General features: G+C 53.8%; 11 protein-coding genes and 6 pseudogenes. 14 read left to right on the plus strand and 3 right to left on the minus strand.

Annotation, left to right across the window (positions count from 1 at the left end):
* The first annotated feature begins 35 nt into the window (after positions 1–35).
* On the plus strand, positions 36–149 hold the full coding sequence (locus tag WS92_RS36415; RefSeq protein ID WP_082744128.1) for a Mor transcription activator family protein: 114 nt from the start codon (positions 36–38) through the stop codon (positions 147–149).
* 260 nt (positions 150–409) lie between these two features.
* On the opposite strand, the gene WS92_RS31240 is transcribed toward WS92_RS36415, so the two are convergent.
* A protein-coding gene (locus WS92_RS31240; RefSeq protein WP_085954781.1) for an IS5 family transposase occupies positions 410–1227 on the minus strand; the annotation gives its coding sequence in 2 pieces (ribosomal slippage) (positions 410–879 and positions 879–1227; 819 coding nt in all).
* Positions 1228–1419: 192 nt separating this feature from the next.
* Between WS92_RS31240 and WS92_RS34330 the strand changes: the two are divergent.
* Both WS92_RS34330 and WS92_RS36420 read left to right on the plus strand, forming a co-directional pair.
* Positions 1420–1539: pseudogene (locus tag WS92_RS34330) on the plus strand (IS3 family transposase); the annotation flags it as partial.
* A 578-nt stretch (positions 1540–2117) separates the two neighbouring features.
* Positions 2118–2276: a hypothetical protein gene (locus WS92_RS36420; RefSeq protein WP_231755932.1), complete on the plus strand. Its 159-nt coding sequence runs from the start codon at positions 2118–2120 to the stop codon at positions 2274–2276.
* Positions 2277–2317: 41 nt separating this feature from the next.
* Here WS92_RS36420 and WS92_RS36425 read toward each other — a convergent pair.
* Together WS92_RS36425 and WS92_RS06120 are read right to left on the minus strand one after the other, a co-directional pair.
* Positions 2318–2491: pseudogene (locus WS92_RS36425) on the minus strand (IS5/IS1182 family transposase); the annotation flags it as partial.
* Positions 2471–2998 (minus strand): annotated as a pseudogene (locus WS92_RS06120) (DDE-type integrase/transposase/recombinase); the annotation flags it as partial. The pseudogenes WS92_RS06120 and WS92_RS36425, both read right to left, overlap by 21 nt.
* Before the next feature lie 74 nt (positions 2999–3072).
* Here WS92_RS06120 and WS92_RS34335 point away from each other — a divergent pair.
* The 11 genes and pseudogenes from WS92_RS34335 (at position 3073) to WS92_RS31265 (ending at position 24176) form a co-directional block, all read left to right on the plus strand.
* Positions 3073–9699: a hypothetical protein gene (locus WS92_RS34335; RefSeq protein ID WP_141667970.1), complete on the plus strand. Its 6627-nt coding sequence runs from the start codon at positions 3073–3075 to the stop codon at positions 9697–9699.
* A 223-nt stretch (positions 9700–9922) separates the two neighbouring features.
* Positions 9923–11138 (plus strand): annotated as a pseudogene (locus WS92_RS06125) (acetyl-CoA C-acyltransferase).
* 395 nt (positions 11139–11533) lie between these two features.
* On the plus strand, positions 11534–13918 hold the full coding sequence (locus tag WS92_RS06130; protein WP_231755931.1) for an autotransporter-associated beta strand repeat-containing protein: 2385 nt from the start codon (positions 11534–11536) through the stop codon (positions 13916–13918).
* Positions 13919–14044: 126 nt separating this feature from the next.
* Entirely contained in the window at positions 14045–15400 is a 1356-nt protein-coding gene (locus tag WS92_RS31250; protein WP_082743688.1) for a glycoside hydrolase family 18 protein, read from the plus strand.
* 408 nt (positions 15401–15808) lie between these two features.
* Positions 15809–16475: pseudogene (locus WS92_RS31255) on the plus strand (transposase); the annotation flags it as partial.
* Positions 16476–17795: 1320 nt separating this feature from the next.
* Positions 17796–17960, plus strand: coding sequence for a hypothetical protein (locus WS92_RS35595; RefSeq protein WP_171845192.1), 165 nt, complete (start codon positions 17796–17798; stop codon positions 17958–17960).
* Positions 17961–18306: 346 nt separating this feature from the next.
* Positions 18307–19378: pseudogene (locus WS92_RS06145) on the plus strand (transposase); the annotation flags it as partial.
* A 107-nt stretch (positions 19379–19485) separates the two neighbouring features.
* Positions 19486–20214, plus strand: coding sequence for a helix-turn-helix transcriptional regulator (locus WS92_RS31260; protein ID WP_082743689.1), 729 nt, complete (start codon positions 19486–19488; stop codon positions 20212–20214).
* Positions 20215–20945: 731 nt separating this feature from the next.
* Positions 20946–21398 carry a phage tail protein gene (locus WS92_RS06150; protein ID WP_059931706.1) on the plus strand — a complete coding sequence of 151 codons (453 nt, stop codon included), beginning with the start codon at positions 20946–20948 and terminating at the stop codon, positions 21396–21398.
* Positions 21399–21482: 84 nt separating this feature from the next.
* On the plus strand, positions 21483–22634 hold the full coding sequence (locus tag WS92_RS06155; protein WP_059931708.1) for a phage tail sheath family protein: 1152 nt from the start codon (positions 21483–21485) through the stop codon (positions 22632–22634).
* Positions 22635–22754: 120 nt separating this feature from the next.
* Positions 22755–24176 (plus strand): phage tail sheath family protein, encoded by a 1422-nt coding sequence (locus WS92_RS31265; protein WP_082743690.1) that lies wholly within the window; start codon positions 22755–22757, stop codon positions 24174–24176.
* The last annotated feature ends 47 nt before the right edge of the window (positions 24177–24223 follow it).

Consider the following 24223-nt stretch of genomic DNA (forward strand, 5'->3'; position numbering starts at 1 on the left):
CACTCAGAATTCAACAGAGGCACATCTACTTTCAGATGGGGGCGTCCTACCGCCTGTCGCAGCGCGATCGACAGATTTTCGACGAGTTCCGCGGTGACAAACACGGAGATCTGGCACGGAAGTACGGTGTCTCGCTCCAGTGGGTCTAAAAGATCATCAAGGCCGTGCGGCGCGAGGAACTCGCCGCCCGGCAGAGTGATCTGTTCGAATAATCGGGCGGGCGGCACCGCTGGTAAAGTACGACTTTCCAGACTGCGCGCCGCCTTCCAGCCTATGAAACAGATTTTCCTCGCCGCTCCCGTCTGATCCCATTCAGTCCCGGTTCGTCCCGGTTTTATCTCGCGGATTCGTCTCGGGTTATCTCACTTCCTCTCACACGTACGGCACGTCATGTGAATTAGAGACGGTTTCATAAAGACTGCTGGGCTCGCCGCAGGGTATTCCAGCAGATCAGGCAGCAGCCGAGTTTGAGGAACGCTTCGTGAATGTCGGCGCGACGTTCAAAGCGAATACGTAGACGGCGGAAATGATGCAGCCAAGCATGAGTACGTTCGACGACCCAACGGACTTTTCCAAGGCCACTACCGTGCGGCTGACCGCGCCGCGCAATGCTGGTGGGGATGTTGCGCTCGTGAAGGATGCGTCGGTATTTGTCGTGGTCGTAACCACGGTCGGCGTAGACGCGGGCAGGACGGCTCAGAGGCCGTCCACGCACGCCGCCGATCGGCACAATGGCCTCGATCAGCGGAACCAGTTGGGTGACGTCGTTACGATTGGCGCCGGTCAGGATTGCCGCGATCGGCGTTCCGTTGGCGTCGGTGGCGATGTGGTGCTTCGACCCGGGTCGAGCTCGATCGGTGGGGTTCGGGCCAGTTTTTCGCCCGCCCCAACCGCACGAATCGACGATGAGTCGACGACCACACGGGAGAAGTCGATCTTCTCGGCTGCTCGCAGTTTCGCCAGCAGCACCGCGTGCAGTCGATCCCACACACCGGCTTGCTGCCAATCGCGCAGCCTGCGCCAACAACTTACGCCTGAGCCGCATCCCATTTCGGACGGTAAGTCGCGCCAACGAATGCCCGTCTTCAGCACAAAAAGGATGCCCGTCAAAGCCGCACGGTCCGCTACCGGCTTGCGACCGGGGTACTTGAAGCGGCGCGGCTTTGGCGGAGGTAGCAGTGCTTCGATCAGTGCCCACAGTTCGTCATCAATGATTGGCTTACCCATCTCCTTGGCCCGTCTGTCACGACGGCCAAGGTTAACAGGATGCTGAAAAAGTTAACAGCCCCTTGGACTCTTTTTGAAACCGTCTCTTAGCCGGAACTTGACTTGACAGGTAGTCGGGTCGATAGCGAGGAAGCGATCAATGGGGGATGAGCTTCTCCCGGGCAAGATCCAGTGAATCGCGGAAGGTGCACCCGTGCGCTGGGCAACGAGGCACTGGACGCCAAAGTGGCGGCGATCTATCGGGCCACTCACACCAGTCAGGGCCGCCCCCGTATCGTGCGGCAATTGAAAGCCCGAGGCCGTCCAGGGTCAACCTATCAGATGTGAGAGGTCCGTTTTCGAGTTTTCTGACCTATTATCAGGCAAATAGGTACCAATGCCGGGCGTCTTGCTTTCGACCGCCTCCTTACCCGCTTGTCTCAGTCGCGGTGCACATATTTCCGACCGCGTGTGCGGTTGTGGACGTTGTCAAGTTGCGCTATTGGAATGGACGCCCCCACGCGACGACATCGATGTATCAAAGTGGTGAGTGTTACCACAACCCATCTAACCGGAATGGGAGCGCACACCATGAAGGTTACGATCACTGTGCGGACTGCCCAAGCCAACCAGATCCGTGGGTTGCCGGCCGAGTTTGGCCTGGTTGTTCCTCAAGGTATCGAAAACATTGTCAGGCCGGTACTGGAACTGATCGAGGCTGCGCCGACCCGCTGCCGGGGACGTTCTGTTTGCTCATCTAGCGATTGCCGGAGCACCTTAAAGAACTCGATCGCCAGGCGGATGAAATTGGCGTGCAGATTGAGGCGTGGCGCCGGAACAGCGACTTGGGCCGCGAGGTGGCGAAAGGTCCCGGAATTGGGCCGCTTATCGCCAGCGCACTGGTAGCGACCGTGGGCGACGCGCGAAGCTTTGTCAGCGGACGCCAACTGGCAGTGCGGCTTGGCTTGATGCCTCGGCAAAACTCCGGCAGAGGCAAGAATGTCCTGTTCGGCATCAGCGTGGCGATACGTGTTTATGAACACTGCTTATCCACGGGGCTCGCGCGGTGATCTACAGAAGCAAACACAAGAGCACGATGCGCGAGCGTCCCCATCTTTGCACGCGCCACTTCCAGCAGTCGGCTGTCGGGCGGGAACGCGATCGCCTTCGCTTGCACCGTGCTGTCGACGATCAAGCGCTTGAACTCGTTGCGTGCAACGGCCTTCATGTCCGCGGCAACCGCGATCGTTGTCGCCAACAGTTCTTCGACGCCGGCCTCGGCCAGCCGCTCGCTATAGCGAATGCTGACGTATTGCGACCCCCTGTCGGAATGATGAATGAGCGTACCGTCATTGTCCGGCCGGCGAGCGTACAGCGCCTGTTCAAGTGCGCCGAGAACGGAGTCCGTGGTCATCGGCGAACTGACGCGCCAGCCGACGATACGTCGGGCGAACGCGTCGATTACGAACGCCACATAGAGCCAGCTCTGCCACGTCGAAACGTATGTGAAATCCGAAACCCAAAGCTGGTTCGGCCGATCGGCCTTGAACTGACGGTTGCTGCGATCCAGCGGACGTTGGGCCGTGACATCAGGGATGGTCGAGCGAATGCGTTTGCCGCTATCGACTTCTTCTCGCTTGACCCACCCCGGCAAGGTCTGGCTCGTGCAGCCGATCTTGGGGGCAATGGATTCGATCGCCGCCCACTGTGACGGATACTCGTCGCGATGCTCTCGTACCATGCGCACTGCACGTTCACGGACTTCAGCAGAACACTTGTTCGACTTGTTCATAGCTCCATTCTCTCAAGAGTTGGAGCCTCTACCAAATCCGGGGCGGTTCAGCCAGTAACGGGAAGACGAGCATTATGCCAACTTCGGAATACCTTGATAATGCCAGCAAGAGCTCACACAAAGACTCCGGGTCTGAGGATATGGCCGGGCAACAGGAAGAGCTGAGCTTTGATACACCTCCTGGTGAGGCGTCAACACCTGACATGGACGCATTGAGGTCTCGCCTGCGGGCCACTATCAGTGATTTTCTGCCAGAGTTTTACGAATTTCATCAGACGGGACGCAATATCCTGTTCCCCAAGCCTGTCGACATTAAAACATTGAAAGAGCGAATCAGCTCGATGCGGATACCTGCATTGATACAACCGTTGCAGAAGGAACTGGAACAGGCCGCCAACGCTTTTTTGGACCGGTTCAGACTGTTTCGAAAAGAGAGGGGCAGACATAACTATTCACTGGAATATGTTAAATTTCGCTCAGCGGTGAAAGAGGCGGGCTGGGATGATCGTGAAACACGGGATTATAATGAGGCGCTTAAGCATGCAAACCGCTTGAGCGGTTATCTCGCGGAAACGCTGGATCTCATCAGCCTCCTCAATGAAAATCAGGAGCGTTTGTCATCGTGGGAAGATTTCTGGAAAAAAAACTATGATGTGCTCCGCAATGAGATTCTTCCGATGGATGCGGACAATCACAGAAGCCAATATGCAGCCAAAATTCGCGGGAACCTGACTAAAAACAATCCCGAGAACATAAAATTTGAAACTATTGTGAACTCAGTTACGCTGGATGAACGGCTGGTTCGTGAAACTCTAAGCGCGGAGACGAAAGGGCGAGCAGAGAGATTGCTGAGCAGCATAGCACTGACCAGGAAATATGCGGAAAAGGCAGATAAAAAAAGAGAAGCCACCAAGTTAGCCAGCTACATCCTTGATCTCTGTCAGGTCTTAAAGGTCGTTATCAAAGCAATCCAGACCAAAAATGAACAAATCCAACCTTCAGCAGACAGAGTGTTCGCTGAACACAGATTGCCTGAGCAGGAAGAAGAGCACACTATAGCAGAGGCAGCAAAACGGCAAATTGTAAAGACGCGGGGAGTGATGACATCGCGAGCACAGCGAGCAAAGGCCGTTTTTGATAAGTTATCTGACAAGGCAAATAAAAATAGGCACCGTATTGCATACAAACTACCTTCCCGTACAGACCCCGATACGGATACAGGCCACGGTAAAACAAACGAAGCTGTCTTTCGGGCCGGCATGATACTCCTTGATAAAATTCAGCAAACTACCGCCAATATATATAAAATCAAACAGGCTACTCGTCCATTGCAGCAAGCAGTGACACAGTCCGATGAACTGGATAAAATATTATATGGCATGCAGGCCATCAGGATATTAGATGAAAAGCTGATTTCTGAATCCGGCAGATGGAAAGGAAAGGCCGAGGGGGCGGAAAATCGACTGCTGCAAGCGCTCGAGATAATGATGCCGCTGAAAGAAGCACGTGAGAAAAATGAATTTCTGTCGAACCTGAGAGCTGAATTAAACCGTGCCTCCCTGGATCCAGCATCAAGAAGCATCATCAGTGATTTTGATGCACATGTAAAAATAATCGTTGAGAGATTGGCCACGATTGAAGCCGGCGTGAATCAGGCCGCAGTACGCCTTTCCAAACATGGTGAAGTAGGTGGGAGAGAACTGAACCAATACCTGTGGCCATTATTGCAGCAGCTAGATCGCATAAAAGGAGAACTGAAAACCAACATTACTCAGGCTACTGGGCGGTCGATCAACAATTTTTCTCGGCATGGCATGTTGGCCAGGAGGATGGGGGAGTGGAATGAGGCTGAGAAGCAACGCTATCTGGAGGAACTTTCTGCAGAAGACCGTGCAGTTGCCGAAACACAATATGACACATTGTTTCTCGAGGTGATTCAGGACTACCTTCCCTTGTTATCCAAGGAGAACGATCCGGAGGGCGAGCGTCTTCTTCAACGGTTGCGCCTCGAAGTGGGCAATGCGGCAGAAGGCACAACGCTTTATCCTGCGACCATGGCCGAAATCCTGGCGGGGATGAAAAGCACTGAAAGAGCAATAAGGGACTGGTCAAGAAGAAAACTGGTCAGGGGCGCCTTTTTGGCAGCCTGTCTGCAAGGTGTCAAGCTGATACCGAAATTGGCATCACTGCCGCTGCGTATCGCTATCAAATTCGTTATCACGGGGGCGAAAGTGGCGTGGGTTGCCCACAAAGGGCAAATAGCCATACGCGGTGGTGAGGGTGATGTAAATGATGAGATAAGGGAATATGCAAAGCGGAGTTTTAAAACTGCAACCATCAAAGTGGTGCTATCACTTCCCCCGGGGCTGGCAACGATGCTGGGGGTTGCCTCGATTGTACTAGACGTTTACGAGGGAGGGTTGCAAGGTGCGGCGAAAAAAATAGCGAAGGATATTGTGGGTGAAGCTCCCTGGCGTGCGCTGGATGTGGGAAGCAGAATGGCGACCATAAATTATACAAAAAAATCGCTGAAAGACTCATTGGATGCAGAAGAATGGTTGCTGGATGATAAGACGGACACTCAGGTAGAAGAACATCACAACGAGTCTGATTCGCAAGAAAATCGTGTGGGTCCCCCAACGGACCCGGGGGAAACGCTCACGCCGTTCAGTGCCCAAAAAGAACTATCGCGTATGGCCGACTCGGCAGACCAGGAGCTAAAGGCACTCGCTGCGCGCCTGCTCGCTCAGCCAGGTATTGGTGAGGTACCACTGTGGCAGTCGAATCTCAACGGCCGCAGCTTTTATAACGTGTCCGGTCGTTGGATAAAATTGAGTGCTGGTGCGTCTGACTGGGAGATGATGCACGAAATTACTCATAGTCTGACTGCGCATAAGTTACGGTACGGACTGAAGCACCCGTCATCAGAACTGGGGCAACTGGTCGCGCGGCTCGATATCCTGCGTAGTAAAGCATCAGCCGCTTATGAAGGTACGGAACCGGACACGCTGTATTACCTGAGCAATCTGGATGAGTTTGTGGCAGGACTGTATTCTGGCAACAGCGACTTTATTAACCATCTAAAGGCTATAGATGCCGATGGCAGGAGTTTGCTGTCGTTGGTGATGGAGGCTATTTGCTCGGTACTAGGCCTGACCACAGAGCACGAGAGTGCCCTGACCCGGGCAATGGGGCTGACCGATGAGGTGATGGGTAAGAAAATACCGGCTGGCACGGACGAACTTGGCGAAATTGACGACGCAGACAGGGTGCTATTTAGTGCGACGGGTGGCTCGGGAAATACGATTCATAGCGGGAAAGACAGGGCTCTGGACGAGCTAATGGAACGCCATCGTATTCCAAAAAATCTCTGGTTGAAAAAAGATAGCAAAATTAACATAAGAATTGGTGAACATAATATGTTGGGAAATATTATTGCTACGCATCATAAGCAGATCAATATTGACGCGCTTGTCACTAAAAGCGAGAGCGAATGGTTGGATTTATCACTATATACATATCCAGAATTTGAGGTTGTCTGGTCAAGTGCATACCCGTCCGCGTTAAGACAAGAGATACGCACTGCTGCCTTTCGCGAACGATATCTCTCCAGCATCGAAAGGTCGAATGCCGGACCAACAAAGCCGCTTGGTTCTCAAGAACTTCACCCGGTGCCGCAAGTGAGTTCCGAGCGCGGGGTTGGTGAAGCAGTGGTGACTAAAACGCATATTGATGAAAATGAAGAAACCTGGGAATCTGATAATCATCAAAAATTCTCTTTGCAAGGAGAGCGAGATCTGCTTGCCGGTGAGGAAATATTGGTATCGGTTACAAACGAGCTGGGTCTTGTGGAATATATGGAAATTGTCATTCCTGATGACAAGCTCAGTAAAGATAAATGGCCGGCCTATGTTGCATCAATCATAAACGGTAACATGAAATTCACCCGGATTGGGGATGTTGATAGCCAGGATACGGCAGCGCCCATTGACCTGAAAACCGGGGAGGATAACTATTTGTGGACCATGAATGATTGCGTTGTGGAATGGCAAATTATCAGGGGAGGCGCAAGTGAGGGGGCGGCAGCTCAGGGTAATGCACAGGCCGGTAACAACTGGGCTCCAACTCCATATAGATTGGCTTTTTCACGTCCCCCATATTCTGATGAAAGTCTGGTGGTTTGGGTTGAAAATAAGAATAATGGTGAATTGATTGAGAGGCTGGAAATTTCGACCATTCAAGATCCTGATGTAAAGAAATGGGGTGGCACTATTAATAATAGTGCCAGGCATATTCGGGTTGGCGAGCAGTCTCAAGGAGCGTTTGTTCCGGCGAGTGATGTGGCCGGGGGGAATGTTTTTTGGGTGGATAATAACGATTATGTCGTCAAGTATGCGTTGGTTCCCTCGGTGGCCCTTGATAAAAATTTAAAATTACAGCAACGTTATCAATTCCTGAATCAGGTCAAGAAGGATAGTCAGGGAACAAGAATGCATTTTGCTTATAGAAAGCGCCATCCATACAACGCGTTGGATCGTGCTGAAATAGGAAGAATTTTCGGGATGGATGCTGAGGCCATCGAGAGAGAGTTAAGTAAAACAAGGAATGAATTGACGGCCGCCGGTCTTTCTCCCGAGGAGGCGACGGACGATAAGGTTTGGGCGAACAAGGAGAGAAATTTTATTAAGGGTGTGGTTGCATTTAGATCCGGCAATCCGTTGTTGGGTTCGTCTGCCGAGAATGTCTCTTTCGCCAAAGCCAAAACAGATGCCCTTCGTTATATTTTGAGCAAGAATCCGGCTCTGGCGAACGGAACTGGAATTTCATCAGCTACAACCGATCAACATCAATTGCTGAGGGCGGCTGATTCCATTTACTCAAAGATGGATATTGAGCAGCAAAATGATTTTATTTTCGCTGCTGCATTGAACTGGAAGCTTGCAACGGATTCCAAATTCGACGATAGAATTTCTACCCTGACGGATGGTGCGGGTCTTGGTTTATTTTCGCTTCGCGAGGAATTGCTTGCGGATTATGGGGCCGAGATGGCGAAACATCTATTTGATACCCATGCTTTTGAGATTCATGATTTTAAATCGCGTAATGAATTTAAAGATGATACGGAATATTTTGCGCAGTTCTCGAACTACGCTAAAAATAATCTGGATGATGATGCGAAAAGGATGTCTCGGCTCCTGGCGAGTCAATCTGGACTCAGTGGCTTCGATTTGAATCGTCCGGCCAAGAGAAGTGTAAAAATAACGCCGAAGGTCCTGTCTCGAACCACAATCACCTACAGGACAGGGAGCAAGGATGATGTTCGGCACAGGTCTTTAATCGGGGATGTTAATTTATTTGAAGCCGATAGTGGTCGATTTTTTATCTACAGCTCAATAGGCGGGCAGGCATTTCTGGAGGATGTGACGGATATCTTCAATGAAGCTGAGTTGAACGACATGCTAAGAGGGAGGGTAAGTTCGGAATCCGCGAAAAAACTTGAGACTCTGTTAAGCAAAAATGTCTCTCTGGATGATGCTGAAACGGAAGGTGGGTATGGATCATATAATCAAACCATTGGAGAAAGGGTCTACGCCGGCCGCAGCAAGTACCAATTCAGTGCGCAGGTTGAAAGTAACGGGCCGGATGGGAATTTGCAAACAAAACTGAATGCCTTTAATTCTGGCCTTCTTAGGCGCACGGTAAATCAGGTGAAGGAGCAGAAATTTCCGCAAAGTGTGTGGGAAAAAATTCGTGATTCGATGATCCCGTTTTATAAGCGCTGGAGTCGTTCGTCTACTGATCCGGATTACGTGCATAGTGATGAAGACTCATATCATGATTTAATGAATTTATTTGGACTTGCCTCTGTTGGTGCCGCGGGTGGTAGTGGAGCAGCGAAATCCGGCAGGGCTCTGTCGGCCGTATTTCGTAACAGCGCGCCAGCTAATGCGCGGGGCATGCTGGCATTGTTTGCGCGGGGGGCACGGGCCGCCGCGCCTGGATTGCGCGAATCGCTAAAAGGGATGACAACACAGTTGGCCGCTGAAATGTTTCCGCCACTTGATTTGGTCAGAGCGGCTCGTGTGGGTGGCAAATATGCGCGACGTGCGTTCACGGCGCCTGATAGTATGAGTGGGCTTCAGGGCATGGCTGGGAGAGGCGGTCAGTCGCTCCGGAGTAGTACACCGTTCGACCCTAAAAACAGTGTTAATGTTGATTTGTCTGACGCGCAACGCTATCAGCCATTGGGCTATAACTCTGTAAATGCACCGAATAATTTGTTTACAAAAGACGGTCGAACATATCTTAGGCAAAACGGTAGCATTTTCGAGTTGGACGCAACTCAAGGAGGAAGAACGTTAAGGGTTCGAATTCCTGGTCAAACGCCTCATACTGGCCCGGAAATAATACATACAAGCGCAGGCTTTATAAGGAAGGAGCCGAGTGGGCTAGGAGGAGGGCGGGAGTGGGGGGGGGCGCGAGTACCGCTGGGTGATAATCGCGGCCAACCCATCCGGGGTACGCTCGGGCGTCCTCTCTATGGTCGGGATAATCCGCTTTCAAAGCCCCGATTGGACCTGAACGAAGCAGGTCAATGGCCGGGCGCGCAAGGAAAGCAGCCTGGGGAGGGGCCGATGCCAGTAGTACGTCCAACGGATACCCCGTGGCCAGGCGCACGGGGAAAGCTGCGTGATGAATGAGGTCGGCAGCGACCCTGCTTCGATTCCACGTACAGCAAGAGGTTTGAAACTTTTTGACTGTACGGAGAGCATGACAGCGAGGGAGGTGCCGAGAAGGCGATATCCGAAGGAATTCAAGCTGGAGGCGTCGCGTTTAGCCGAATCAGTCGGCCAGCGCGAAGTCGCTCGCAGGCGGGATGTGCCGCTGCGACTGATCGCGGCAGTTCGCGGACAGGAGAAAATTATGTCCCATGAAGTGGTGATGGTCGGTGGGGTACGGACGGCGATTGGCGAATTTGGCGAAAGCTTATCGAAAACCACGCCGGGCGAGTTGGGTGCGTTAGTCGTTCGGTAGGCTATGCGTCGTGCAGGTGTTGGAGAGGGTGAGGTCGAGCATATCGTCTTCGGCAACGTGCACCAAACCAGTTCCGCAGACGTGTATCTTTCCCGCGTCGTCGCCATTCAGGGCGGCGTAGGGAATCAGGCTGCGGCACTCACCATCAATCGCCTGTGCGCGTCCGGCCTTCAAGCGATCATAAGCGCGGCGCAATATATCGAGCTGGGTGATGCACGCATCGCGATCGCCGGGGGAGCGGAGGTCATGAGCCGAATCCCGCATGTCCGGGCTGCGTACCGGCCAGCGCATGGGTGATACGATCGTTGTGGATATGCTGGCGGGTGGCCTGACTGATCCTTTCAATCGGATGTTGATGGGCGAAATTGCCGAGCGTATGGCGTGCGACGAGAAAATTTCCCGTTCCGAGAAAGACGAATATGCGCTCAGCTCCCATCAGCAGGCTGCGCTTGCGCAGTCCAAAGGTCGATTTAGTCAGCAAGTCGTTCCGGTCACGATTCCCGGAACGGGGGGGCGATACACAGTTCGAGATAATGAACGCGTCAAGACGGGCATTTCGCTTGAGGAACTCGCCAGGATGCGACCGGCATTTGCGAAGAATGGAACCGTGACTGCCGGCAATGTGTCAGGCATTAACGATGCGGCTGCTGCCATCGTGCTTATGGACTGGGAAACGGCGGCTCGTCGTGAGGTGCATCCTCAGGGGCGATTGGTTGCGTATGCTCACGTCGGGGTTGATCCACTCCAGATGGGTTTAGGCACGGTGCCGGCGACGCGCCGGGTGCTCGAAAAAGCCGGGTTGGTGATCGACGAGATGGATGTCATCGAGGTGAACGAGGCATTTGCGGTGCAGACTATCGCAGTCGTTCGTGCGCTGGAATTGCCACTGAATAAAGTCAACCCGAATGGTGCAGCGATCGCGCTTGGCCACCATGTCGGAGCGACAGGGGCCATCCTCATCGTCAAGGTCCTTGCCGAGCTCGAGCGCATAGGCGGACATTATGGGCTCGTGACACTCTGCATAGGCGGCGGCCAGGGGATGGCAATGATTGTTGAGCGGCTCGCTCTTGCTGGCAAGTCGAGCGCATCTCAAGTCTTGGACTGAATTATTCGATAAATGCAGGGGACTTCAACTCCGGGCTGAAACAGGAAAGGTTGATGGATGGGAAGCGCGAGTAAGGTAAAGATTACCTTAACTCGGTTCTATCACCTGCCAATCGATTTCAGGATGCCTGAAACGTCCGAAAGGGGCGCCCAATGGAGAGCGGAATTGAAACTCATCGGAAGCCAGCAGGCACATGCACTCAGCGCGGGCAGATTCGCTGACGAGCTTTAATTCCGCGCACATTCTAATTTGAGCGATGCGGCCCGTATCGGGAATGCGGGGGGCGGCGTTGCCGAATTTTCAACGCGCAGTTTCTCAGGCGGCCCAGATCAATTGCGGGATGGACCGACAGGTGTTCAGTTGGGCAGTCATCCGCGACCGGCAGCACCGGCGTGATGATCAACATCAATGCAGGGGCGACGGGCAGCTATGTGTTGCCCACCACGCGGACGCCGTTTTCCGTCGACACGTCGAGCGCGATCACCAACAACGGCAACCTGCCGATGTCCGGCAACGGCACGGGCGTTATGAACCGCGGCGCGGCGCTGCTCTGCGTGAACAACGGCAACACGCTCACCAACGGCGCGACCCGCGTAATTTCGACGACGGGCGCGTACAACGACGGGATGGCCGCAAACGGCAACAACAACACGCTCGTCAACAAAGGCACGATTACAACCACAGGCAACAATTCGTACGGGATGACAGCCGCGTGGTGGCAGAGCAATCCCGGCGCGTCGGGCAACCAGATCGTCAATACGGGCACCGTGACGATGTCCAGCAACAACGCGCGCGCGGCGTCGCTGCTCGGCGGCAACGGCACGATCACCAGCGGCACGAGCCAGACCACGGGCAACGCGACGAGCGGCGGCAGCGTCGACGCGGTCGTGTCGAACACGCTCGGCAGCTCGTTCACCGCGACGATCACGAACCAGGCCGGCGGCAGGATCATCAGCAATAACGGCATCGGCGTGCGCTCGACCAACGGCGCGACGACGATCACCAACGCGGGGCTGATCCAGGGCGGCGGCGGCACCGCGATCCAGGGCGGTAACGGCAACGTGACGCTAATCCTGCAGACGGGCTCGCAGATCGTCGGCACCGCGAACGGCGGCGCCGGCACCAACACCAAGACGCTGCAGGGCACGGGCACCGCGTCGAACGCATTTACGAACTTCCAGAGCCTGACGATGGCCGGCACGAACTGGACGTGGGCAGGCACCGGCACGTTCTCGACCGCGCTCGTGCAGAGCGGCACGCTGAATCTCACCGGCACGCTCGGCACGACGACGGCGTCCTTCGTCGCGACCGTCAACGGCCTCGTGCGCTTCCAGCAGGACAGTGCCGGCACGTACACGGGCACGATCGGCGGCACGGGCGCGGTGGAGAAAACCGGCGCGGGCACGTTGACGGTCGCGCCTGCGGCCGCCGGCGGCAACACGTATTCGGGCGGCACGACGATCACGCAGAGCACGCTGTCGGTCGCGGCCGACAACGCGCTCCGCGCATCGTCAGGAAGTCTGACCTTCAACGGCGGCACGCTGCAGCTCGGCAGCGCGTTCAATCTCGCGTCGGGCCGCGCGGTGTCGATCACGTCGAACAACGGCACGATCGATACGCAGGGTTTCAACTCGACGTTGACGCAGGGCATCACGGGCGCGGGTTCGTTGACCAAGTTCGGCAGCGGTACGCTGACGTTGAACGAAGCGAGCAGTTATGCGGGCGGTACCAACGTCAAAGCGGGCACCGTGATCGTCGGCGACGGCACGAGCGCGTCGGCAGCGCTGGGCGGTGGCGGGCCGGTGACGGTGGCGTCGGGCGCGACGCTCGGCGGCTACGGCAGCGTCACGGGCAACGTGACGAACAACGGCACGCTCTCGGTCGCGAACGCGCTGGTGAGCCTCGCGAGCGGCACGATCGGCAATTTCCAGATCAACGGCAACCTGACGAACGCGGGGCTCGTGCAACGCGCCGGCAGCGGCGTCGGTAGCACGCTGACAGTGGCCGGCAACTACGTCGGCCAGAACGCGACGATCGCATTGAACATGACGCTCGCCGGCGACGGCGCGCCGTCGGACAAGCTGATCGTCAGTGGTGGCACGGCGAGCGGTGCCAGCACGCTGAAGGTGACGAACGTCGGCGGCGCGGGCGCGCAGACGACCGGCGACGGCATCCAGGTCGTGCAGGCGACCAACGGCGCGACGTCGAGCGCGAGCGCGTTCACGCTGTCGGGCGGCGCGGTGAGCGCCGGCGCGTATTCGTGCTTCCTCGCGAAGGGCGGCGCGGCGACCGGCACCGGCGATAGCTGGTACCTGCGCAATACGGTGCCGCCGAAGCCGGAGCCGCCGGTCGTCGAACCAGGGCAACCGACACCGCCGCCGGTGACGCCTGTCACGCCGGCCGAGGGCACGCCCGAATCGATCGTCGAAGCCGTCACCGATGCAGGCACCGGCGGCAACCCGGAACCGATCTACCGCCCCGAAGTGCCGCTGTATGCCGAAGCGCCGGCCGTCGCGTGCCAGCTCGGGCTGCTGCAGATCGACACGTTCCACGACCGGCAGGGCGAACAGGGGCTGCTGAGCGAGAACGGCCCGATGCCCGCGTCGTGGGCGCGCGTGTGGGGCGGCAACAGCAACATCAAGCAGAAGGGCGACGTGACGCCGTCGTTCGACGGCACGGTGTGGGGGATGCAGGTCGGCCAGGATCTCTATGCCGACGCAGGGTCACATCCCTCTTGCAAGCACGTTCGGACGGAAGTTGTGCCGAGCATTCCAGGTTGATTGTCATATCACCTATCAACATCGATAGGTGCTTTTTTATTTTTTAATCATATAATTATATTGCCTGGGCGGTGCGGGCTTAATTAACAAGGTATTTATCTACTAACTTTCCACCAAGGATTTGCTATGTCTACCACGCGATCGTCAGCACATGGAAAACAGATCATTGGCTATATTACGCAATATGATGGCTGGAAGGATGTTGCGGGATTGGTGACCCCGGGCAGTTTCAATCAATTGAACGTCAAATTAAGTAATTACACTATGCTTAATTTTTCATTCTTTGGTTTGGCAAAGAATGGCACTTTGCATAGCGCGGATTATAGAAATAAAAATATTTGGCAGAAAGGGGCAGTGCAAGAGCCGGCGCCACTTGTTTACGAGGATGTATGGAGTAGCTATGATCCGTTTATTTTGTATGGATCGAGTGGCATTCCTGGTAATAACGCGGATGGTTTGGTGAAATTGGCGCATAATGCAGGCGTCAAGGTTATGGCTTCATTGGGTGGATGGAGTATGTCCAAACATTTTTGTGAGGTGGCTAAAGACCCCGGCATGCGCAGCACGCTTATTAGCCAGTGTGCCGATCTGATCACACGATTTGATTTCGATGGCATCGATTTCGATTGGGAGTATCCTGGTGCGGCGGGTATGAATATCGAGCACTATTCCGATGACGATTATGAAAATTTTGCGATTGTGATGGAAGAGTTGCGAGTAAGGTTGGATCAGATTAAACCGAATCTCCTGATTACTGCTGCCATGTCTGCTGATCCTAATTATCTGGAGAAATATGATTGGGATAGATTGCAGGCGGTCATGGATTATTTCAATATTATGACTTATGACTTCAATGGCGGTTGGTCCGATAAGGCTGGGCATAACGCTCCGCTGTATGAATATCCCAATGCGGAAAGGCCGCTGTCCATTGATACAGTAACCCAGTACCTTAAGAGAAAAAATGTGGCGATGGCTAAGGTCAACCTTGGTGTGGCATTTTATGGTCGTGGTGTGATTACTAGGGGGCCGGCGGCGCTCAATGCTGAAACCGTCGAAAAAACACAACCGGAAACAAACACACCTGGTTTTGAATTTCAGCCGGATGGACCAATCTTAAGCTGTGGCGATTTCGTCAACTGGAAATATTTTGATGCCACGCCTTTTTATAGCGCCATTATGCAAAAAACTGAAGGCGGGGGAGCTGATGAGTGGGTATATCATTTTGATCCTGATGCAAAGGTTCCATATTTAACCAAGGATAATTATTTCCTTAGCTACGATAATGAACGCTCGGTGAGTATGAAGGCGCAATATGTGGTGAATCAAGGATGTGCGGGAGTTATTATTTGGAATGTTTTTGGGGAAATGCAGAATTTGCTTGAGGGGCAATATCTCGTGGGTAACAAGCTCAAGAAGTGCCCGAACACAACCTACGTATTGTCTGACGCTATTAATGACACGTTTAATGAAGCCAAGCGCTGAATTCCGTCGAGATGGAGGCGTTGGGTTTTTAAGTAGTGCAGCTTTCATGTCGTAAGCATTGGGATATTTGCATGATTGTTGACAAACCATGTGGAGAAGTGGTTGTCTGGTGATTGCTGATGCCATGTCCGATTGACTGAAAATCGGTCTGTAACCATCTGCCGCCGCGCATTGGATCATGATGCGTGGCGGCAGTCTTATTGGATTCAATTCTTTGTGGGCGCAAATATTTTAGGCATATGAGATCAAAATAGTGCCCGATATCATGCTCCGGATATCCATTTTTTGCGGTGGACCAGAGCGCATTTTCCTTGCATATACGTTCAAGAGAAGGGCGAACTTTCGCACACTCAGCGGTTTCCTTGGAGCGTGCTATGCACTGTTCATCGGCGCCAGCGTCCAAAGGAGATGGAAAAACGCAGGTCCTGCCCGAGTGACGTAACGGACGAAGAATGGAGTTTCGTCGTGCCGTATCTCACGCTGACGAAGGAAGATGCACCGCAACGGCAATTTGAGTTGCGCGAGCTTTACAACGCGTTGAGCTGGTTGGCCCATGCACGCGCACTGTGTCGGCTGTAGCCGACGAACTCTCCGCCGGGAGGCAGTGTACGAACAAATCCAACAATGGCTGCGTGCAGGCTGCTTTGAAGCGACGACCGGCGATCGGCGCATGATCGTTCGCGTGGCACCTGGACGCCAGCGCCCACCCAGCGCGGTGATTCTCGATGGGCGAATTTGCAATTGACGTGTGAGAGTGGCCCGCAGGCAGGATATGACGGTTACAAACGCAAACGCGGTTGCAACGTGCGCATTACCGTCGACACGATGGGCCATCCGCTGACGTGCACATCATGCTGGCTAACGAGCGGGCGCGCGCTCAGGTGAACAACCGGCACGGCAGGTTCCGCAGCCCGTGGGCCAGACGGTAAAGCACGCTTTTGCTGATCTGGGTTATGCCGGCGACGGTGCGGCGCAGGCCGCGCGTGACGACGGCATCGAGTTGCAGGTCGTCAAGTTGTCCGAGGCGAAGAAGGGTTTCGTGCGGCTGCCACGGCGCTGGGTGGTCGAACGCAGTATCGAAGTGCAAAACACGGTTCTGTCAGAAAACGGAAAAAAATACCGGATAAGTTTGAATTGAGGCGAGGCGGGTAAATCAGGCAGTATTTTTTTCGGGTGGAGATTCGTGCTGCATTGCTGCCCGCTGGCCACTGAATTGCCAACGATTGTGCCAATTATTTTAAAAATGTAAATTGTGCAATCAACAAGACAAAATCGTTGCATAACCAAGTATCGCGCTTGCGGCGCGCATCATCTTAAGCAATTTCAGAACACCGCCCAACCAAGGGATAACCGTGATTGCAAATGGCTGGTGCAAGGCCGCGCGTGGGTGGCGTACCCCAGATGCTTATAGGGTCGACAAATCATTCTTGATAACAAAATAGAAAGAATATGCTATTTCATTTATGAATTTGAATTTCTGGAGGGGGCGACGTATGCTGATTAGGCAGGACGCGAGAATGATCGATTTCCATTGAGGCGCGTCCTCGAAATGCGCTCGATTTGGCCCGATTTGGCTTAGCCTGATCGCTTGCGCATCGAGAATTCGTAAGACTTGTTATAAATTAGTAATCCTGATGATGGCGATGTATTAGCCCATGGTAGCTACGCGCTGTGGAGCGCTGTATCACATGGAATTTTTGCAACCCGGGGCATCATTGCTGATGCAGTTGGGGAGGTGGAGCGGGCCCGTGCGTGTGTTGGACAGGGCCCATTGCGTGTGCGGCCGTTGGTCAACCTTCTTTCATGTTTCAAGGAGAAATCACCATGGACGCCAATAAAAATCACCAATCGGCAATCGAAGTCTTTCAACTTTTCCTCAGCAAGCTCCGTTCGCTCCACACTTCCCAAACGGAGCTTGTTCACGATGACGATCTAGACGCGGACTGGAAATCGGGGAAGATCAATGCACAAGAGTATGCAAGTCCGCCTGGGCTCTGGGGCGCAAGTTTGTCGATAAAGGTCCAATGCGTGAGTATCGACACGACCATTGGGGTTGCCAATAAACTCGTCGAGGGTAACAAAAATTTCACAAGTGTCGTTTTCGCATACGAACGTTTGGGCATTGCCATTCCGGCAGGTCCTGTTCTCGATGAGGTACTTTCCGGGCCGAGCGGATATAAGTTCCGGATCAACCATGGGTGGGTCACTGGATATCGCGTGAGCCTCGACGCCTATTTCCAAATGCAGTCGATTGGTCCGGTCGTCAACCCGGCGTCGGATGACATTGACCCGAACTGGGTGATGTCGCCGATGACCGATGGGGCGAACAAGGACCGACTCGTTAACGCAGTGCGTACCCGCAGTACCTGTTGCTTCAGCAGGGGGCGTGGGGATCGTGAAGCAGGACGGCGGCATGATCCTGCATACCAACGGCGCAGCCCATTTCACAGACCACCCCGAGTTCGGGCACATCCCCGGTGGGCTGCATTATGTTGATCTGACTCAGTGGGAAGGCGAATCGCGCGATTTCACGGAGGATGACATCAAGAAAATTAATTGATCTGTTTGCGCGTTGTAAAAATGAAGGGTTTGCTAGCCGAGCGCATGTTATCGACACGCGCTCGGCCTGGGTTGGCTTGACCGCTGTAAGCGGCGAACCAGACCCGTCGTGACGTGGATGTCGAAGGTCAGGAAGATGGCGTGCGTGGGCTTCATCGAGTCACACACCCGTCATCGATTCGATCTGAGCTCCCCATGCCCGGCTCGACGGGTCCAGCCCGTGCGCCACGCAAGCCCATCGTTTGTAATCATGCGCGCCGTGCGCCAACGTCGTGTTCGAATGGCAATCCCTCCGCGGAACCGGCGGGATCGGAAGTAGGATTTTCTCGTTGAGGGTGTTCTGTAGAATGAATAAGTCGGGATTCACGGACAGTCAGATCATGGAGGCGTTGAAGGGCGTCGAGTCGCAGCTTGTGGTCCCGGACCGGTGCCGGGAGCCGGACACTAGTCCGGCGACGTTCCATAAGTGGCGCTCGAAGTACGGCGGCATGGACGTTTCGCTGATCGCGCGAATGAAGGAGCGGGAGGCCGGGAATTCCCGGCTGCGCAAGATGCACGTCGAGGAAAGGATCAAGGCCGGGATTGTTGCGGAGGCGCTCGCAATAAAGACCGAGGCCATCTCGCCGGCTTGAGATGGCCACGCGAGCGGTACTCGGCCGAGACGTAGCGATCTGGCTGGCATGCGAGGCGTTCGGGATCAGCCAGGCCTGCTGTCGGTACGTCAGCGTGCGCAATGTCGAGAACGACGACACCGCGAACTGGCTGCTGCGTCTGACAGGCAACCGCAGGAGCCGCCGCTTTGGATTGTGCTTCCTGTCCCCGCGCAACGTGAAGGGTTTCGGCTTGAACGACAAGCGGGTGTACCGGATCCATCGCGAACTGACGCTGAACCTGCGGGTCAAGCCTCGCAGGCGGTTGGTCAGGCAGGTGCCTGAACTACTGGCAGTACCATCTGCCGTCAACCAGGTCCAGTCGATGGACTTCATGCACGACCAATTGGCCGAAGGTCGCAGCATCTGGCTGTTCAATGTGATCGACGACTTCAACTGTGCCGCGCTCGGCATCGAGAGCGACTTCTCGTTGTCGTCGGAGCGGGTGATCCGTGCGCTGCGACAAGTCATCGGCTCGCATGGCAGGCCGAAAGCGGTTCGGTGTGACGACGGCCCGAGCACCTGCGTGCAGCAATCACCGAATGGGGCCGACAGTATGGCCCGGTTCGATTCCATCCAGTCGGGCAAGCCTCAACAAAATGCCTAAGTCGAGCGATTCAACAGAATCATGCAGTACGTCGCAGTACCACTGGGAGGATCTGGACCACGTACAGCGTTTCGCGGCTGACTGGATGAGGACTTGCCATCGCGGCCGCCCGAACATGGCCCTGGCGGATTTGCACGAAAGCTGCGGCTGGCCATGGCCGCTTGGTTTCTACTTCTGAACCCGATGGAAAACGGAGGGATTACCTGCTGTTTGATAGAACACAAGATTCGATGGTGCGCTAGCATCACAACCACGCAAAGAGGGTTGATATGTCCCCCGACCTTGTCGAGAAAGTCTTGCCGATACTAGAGTCTGCCGATGAGGCGACCTGGTTCAGTGCGATTGAGCGCCTGGCACATTCGTTGGGGTTTGAGCAGATTCTGCTCGGAATCCTGCCGCGGCCGGGTTTGCTTTGGGAGGATGCATTCATACGCACTACGTTTCCAGAATCCTGGCGACGACTGTATCAAGAGCAAAAACTCGCCGATATTGACCCGACCTTGATACATTGCTTGACGCATTCTGTTCCTATCATTTGGTCTTCAGAAATTTTTACAACTTCGGCTCAGCATTCGATGTATGAGCTGGCATACGGGCATGGCTTGCGTGCTGGAGTGGCATTGCCAATCCATGGGCCGAGACAAGAATCCGGCATGCTGTGCTTTGCGAGCGACAGCGATCTGAATGCCGAGATATTGCGGCACATTAACGCCCTGCTCCCCGATCTCGTACTGGTTCGAGATATGGTGGCGGAAACAAGTGTGCGTCATACAAATAGCTGCGCAACCGGACACGTTCCGACGCTTACGCCACGTGAGCGAGAATGCCTGCAATGGACGATGCGCGGCAAAACCAGTTGGGAAATTTCACGTATCTTGAGCTGTTCGGTGGCAGCCGTGAACTTTCACATGAAAAACATAAGAGAAAAATTTGGTGTGCCGACGCGACGTGCGGCAGTGGTTATGGCGATTCGTCTAGGCATCGTGGACCCAGCATGACTGTCTGAACCGCGCGGGGGTTCTTCGATGCGCAAATCGCCGCCAAATCATCATGGCACCGGCTCGCAGCTCACGGAATCATCCGCATTGAAGGCATGTCAAATGTACCTGAGGTGCGACAACGTCGAGCTTTAGAGAACGATCCGGGCGCCACGCTCGACGGTAATTGTGCATCTCGAGCCCACCGACGCTACGCCTCAATCTTGCGTTTCGCCTTCGCCAGCGAACGGGCCCAGCGCAGCCCCGGGCTCCCGGCAATATCATCGTGAACAGGCGAGGTGACATACCGTTGCAGCGCATGACCCATTCATCGTGGCTACCTGCCCGTATCCAGGGAGCGTGCACATCTCCACGATTCCCGGGAAGCAGTTCGTTATGCTTTGGCGAAATAAAAGCAATCGTGCTTCGATTGTCAAGATTTTATCTTGCTGGGCGCGTTGTTCGCCAAGACGCTGGGAGATGCAGTGCATTAGGAGCTTCGTTACCTCTCAATTTTGATAGGTTCTCTTTTCCGTCATGACACTATACTTGGACAACACATCGGAGGGAGGTTTTTTATTGGCATTTGGAGCAATCGAGTGTTTATCCCTGGATGGTTGAGTCATGTATAAGAATTACTTTCAATGTAATGCGATTGGTATCGTTTGTTGAGATGGCATCCTGCCACGCTTGGCTTTATAAACCGTGGCGACGGCGACATATTCGTCTCGCCAATCTGCAAGGGGCTTTGTATGTCGCTAACCGCCGAACAAATGGCTGCGAGTTATCCCATCCCTTCCTATCGCTTTCGCGTAAGCGTTGGCAGCGAAGAAATCGCGTTCAATAAAGTTACTGCGCCGACAATAAGTTTTCAAACGATCAGCTATAAAGATGGTCTTGGTGGATGGTTTCAAATGCCGGGGCAGCAGGATGTCATTAATATCACGCTAACAAAAGGGATTTTTCGCGGGCAAGCCCAGTTCTATGACTGGATTACCTCAATTTCCTTGAATAAGGTGGAAAAGAAAGATATTTCTATCAGCCTGACGGACGACTCCGGTACTAATCTCCTTGTGACTTGGAACGTTGTGAATGCTTTCCCGACCAAGCTTACGGCACCGAACTTCGACGCGTCCAGCAACGACGTTGCGATTGAGCAATTGGATCTGACAGCCGATCGTTGCACCGTGAAATATCATCCATGATCGAATCCCGGTTGCAGACTTCGCGCGAAGCCGAGAGTCGTGTACGAGCGAAATGCCTGTAAGTCTTTTTAATGAGGAAGCGTTATGCCAACGAACGTGGTGACGAAATGGCCTGGAGTCTATATTGAGGAAGTGCCCAGCCTGTCATTAGCGATCTCCAGTGGAGCAACCGCGGTTCCTGTTTTTGCTTCCGGGCCGTCGCGTACGGCCAATCCAAATGTTCCGTGGCCGATAATCCGGTTGAACTCCTGGCTGGATTTTGTGGATGGTTTGGCAAATTTAAAAGATGAACAGGGAAATCCTGCTCCTCAAGTCCCGCAATATAATAAAGCCGTTCAGGCAGCTCTCAGGGCTTATTTTGAAAACGGCGGAGGTTATTGTTATCTTGTGCCGACTGATCTACTCTCAACGTACGTTCCTGTTCTGGATGATGTGACTTTGATCGTTGCCGCCGGACAGCCGATGCGCGAGGTCGAATCTGAAGTGACCAACATGATGAGCGCAGACCCCAACTTAAAAATATTTACAATCTACGATTACGCTAAACCAGACGAAGAGCTGGGATTTGATACTAATCTGGATCTTCCGGCAGCCAGTGATCAAGCGGCCATTTATTATCCATGGCTGAAAGCCCCTTGGGCGGTACACCCGGCAAATCAGGAAAGTGAAATGCCTGTTCCGCCAAGTGGTGCAATCGCCGGTGTGTACTGCTCGGTCGATAGAGAGCGCGGCGTATGGAAGGCGCCAGCCAACGTACCGTTGAAAGGTGGTTTGCGGCCAATTTTCAAGATATCTGACGAGGTACAGGGCCATTTCAACAAAGGTAAGGCGATCAACATGATTCGCGAGTTTCACGGCACAGACCCGTTGGTATGGGGAGCAAGAACCCTGCAGGATACGGATTCATGGCGATATGTCTCAGTGCGCCGGCTATTTAATAGTGCGGAAAGGGACATAAAAAGAGCGATGGCCTTTGCGGTGTTCGAGCCTAACAGCCACCCCACTTGGGAACGAGTTCGAGCGGCGGTCGACAATTACCTTTACGAGCTGTGGGAGGAAGGCGCTTTGCTGGGCAACACGCCGGAGGAAGCGTACTTTGTGCGCGTAGGCAAAGGTGTCACCATGAGCGAAACCGACATCAAGCTAGGCAGGATGATCGTCAAGATCGGTATGGCGGCCGTACGGCCCGCAGAATTCATCATTCTGCAGTTTATTACGGAGGTCGGGCGCGGTTAAGCAGAATGCCTGCTTCGACGCGTCGCTATCTCTCTGCTTGCATGTTTGCCAAATATGATTTGGCGGTTCGTGCCCGTGCCCCCTATTCAAGGTTTTAGATCAATAATGGACTAGCATATTATGAATTCAACTCCAGGAGTATCGATTGAGGAACTGTTTTCATTGTCGCTGTCAGTGAGTTCCAGCGCGACTGCGGTTCCGGTAATGATTGGAAAATTTGTTAAGCCGGATGGGACTCTGGTGCCTGTTAGTGATGGATGTGTCAAAGTAGTTGACTGGCTGGATTATCAATCGAAATTCGGTATACCGGATTTGAAGCCTGGAGAGGTGACTGTCACATCTTCGTCGCTTAATATTACAAACCCAAAGGCGACTGAAAAAGGCGTGCGCCAAAAGAAATCGCACGCAACTAATGAGAATGGTGATTCTCTTTATACGTATGAATTTTCCGTAGAGAAATCTCTTGGTTATTCTGAGTATCAATTGGGTGTGTTTTCGCTCATGCATTATTTTGAGAATGGCGGTGGCCCGTGCTATGTGCTGTCATATACCGCCTCGGGAGATTATGATAAATTCTCATCTGAAATCAAGAAGCACCCGGAAATTACATTGATCGTGTTGGCGGAAAATTCATCTGATGAAGGTAGAATATATGCTAAATTAAACGGCTTGCTCGAAAAGGATAAGGGGGAGGGGTATTTTCTCATTGCGCATGGTGACAATGGTGTCGACCCCCCGGTTGGCCGACCGGATACTGGCACGAATCCGGAGCAGACCGCTTACTATTACCCTCGATTGGGCGTGCCGTACAAGCTGCCAAGTCTTGCAGAAAGCGTGCTTGGACAAATTGCTGTAACCGGCTATGTTGATGACGAGAACGACGTCAATAATTTGTCGGAGCTGAAAAACATCAATCCAGATCTTCATGCGCAAATCACTGCAGCGATCAAGAAACAATATGCCGAGTTTCAGTTGATTTTGCCTCCGAGTCCTGCCGTTGCCGGTGCCTATTGCCGAACCGATCGTGAACGTGGTGTATGGAAAGCGGCAGCCAATATCACCTTGCGCAGTGTTGTTTCGCTTGAAGATGTGGTGAGCGATGCACGGCAGAGTGATATGAATAAAAACGGAATCAACGTCATCCGTCAGTTTTCTGGCCAGGGTGTCGTGATCTGGGGGGCCCGTACATTGGTGAATGAGGCCACACCTGATTGGCTGTATGTCCCGGTGCGTCGCTTGTTCAACGCCGCTCAGCGCGATATTTCTGCAGCGATGCGTTTTGCGGTATTCGAACCGAATAGCCCTCCGACCTGGGAGCGTGTACGGGCCGCAATCGACAATTATCTCCATGATCTTTGGCAACGCGGTGCCTTGCTGGGGACGACGCCGGAGGAGGCTTACTTCGTTCAAGTCGGCAAGGACATCACCATGACAGATACTGATATCAAGCAGGGCAGGATGATCGTCAAGGTTGGCATGGCGGCGGTGAGGCCAGCGGAATTTATCATTCTGCAGTTCACCCAGGAAATGGAACAAAGCTAACTGCATTTTTACATCGAAATGCCGGATAAGCCATTATATCGCTGATG

The organism is Burkholderia sp. MSMB1588, assembly GCF_001546925.1.
Lineage (GTDB): Bacteria > Pseudomonadota > Gammaproteobacteria > Burkholderiales > Burkholderiaceae > Burkholderia > Burkholderia humptydooensis.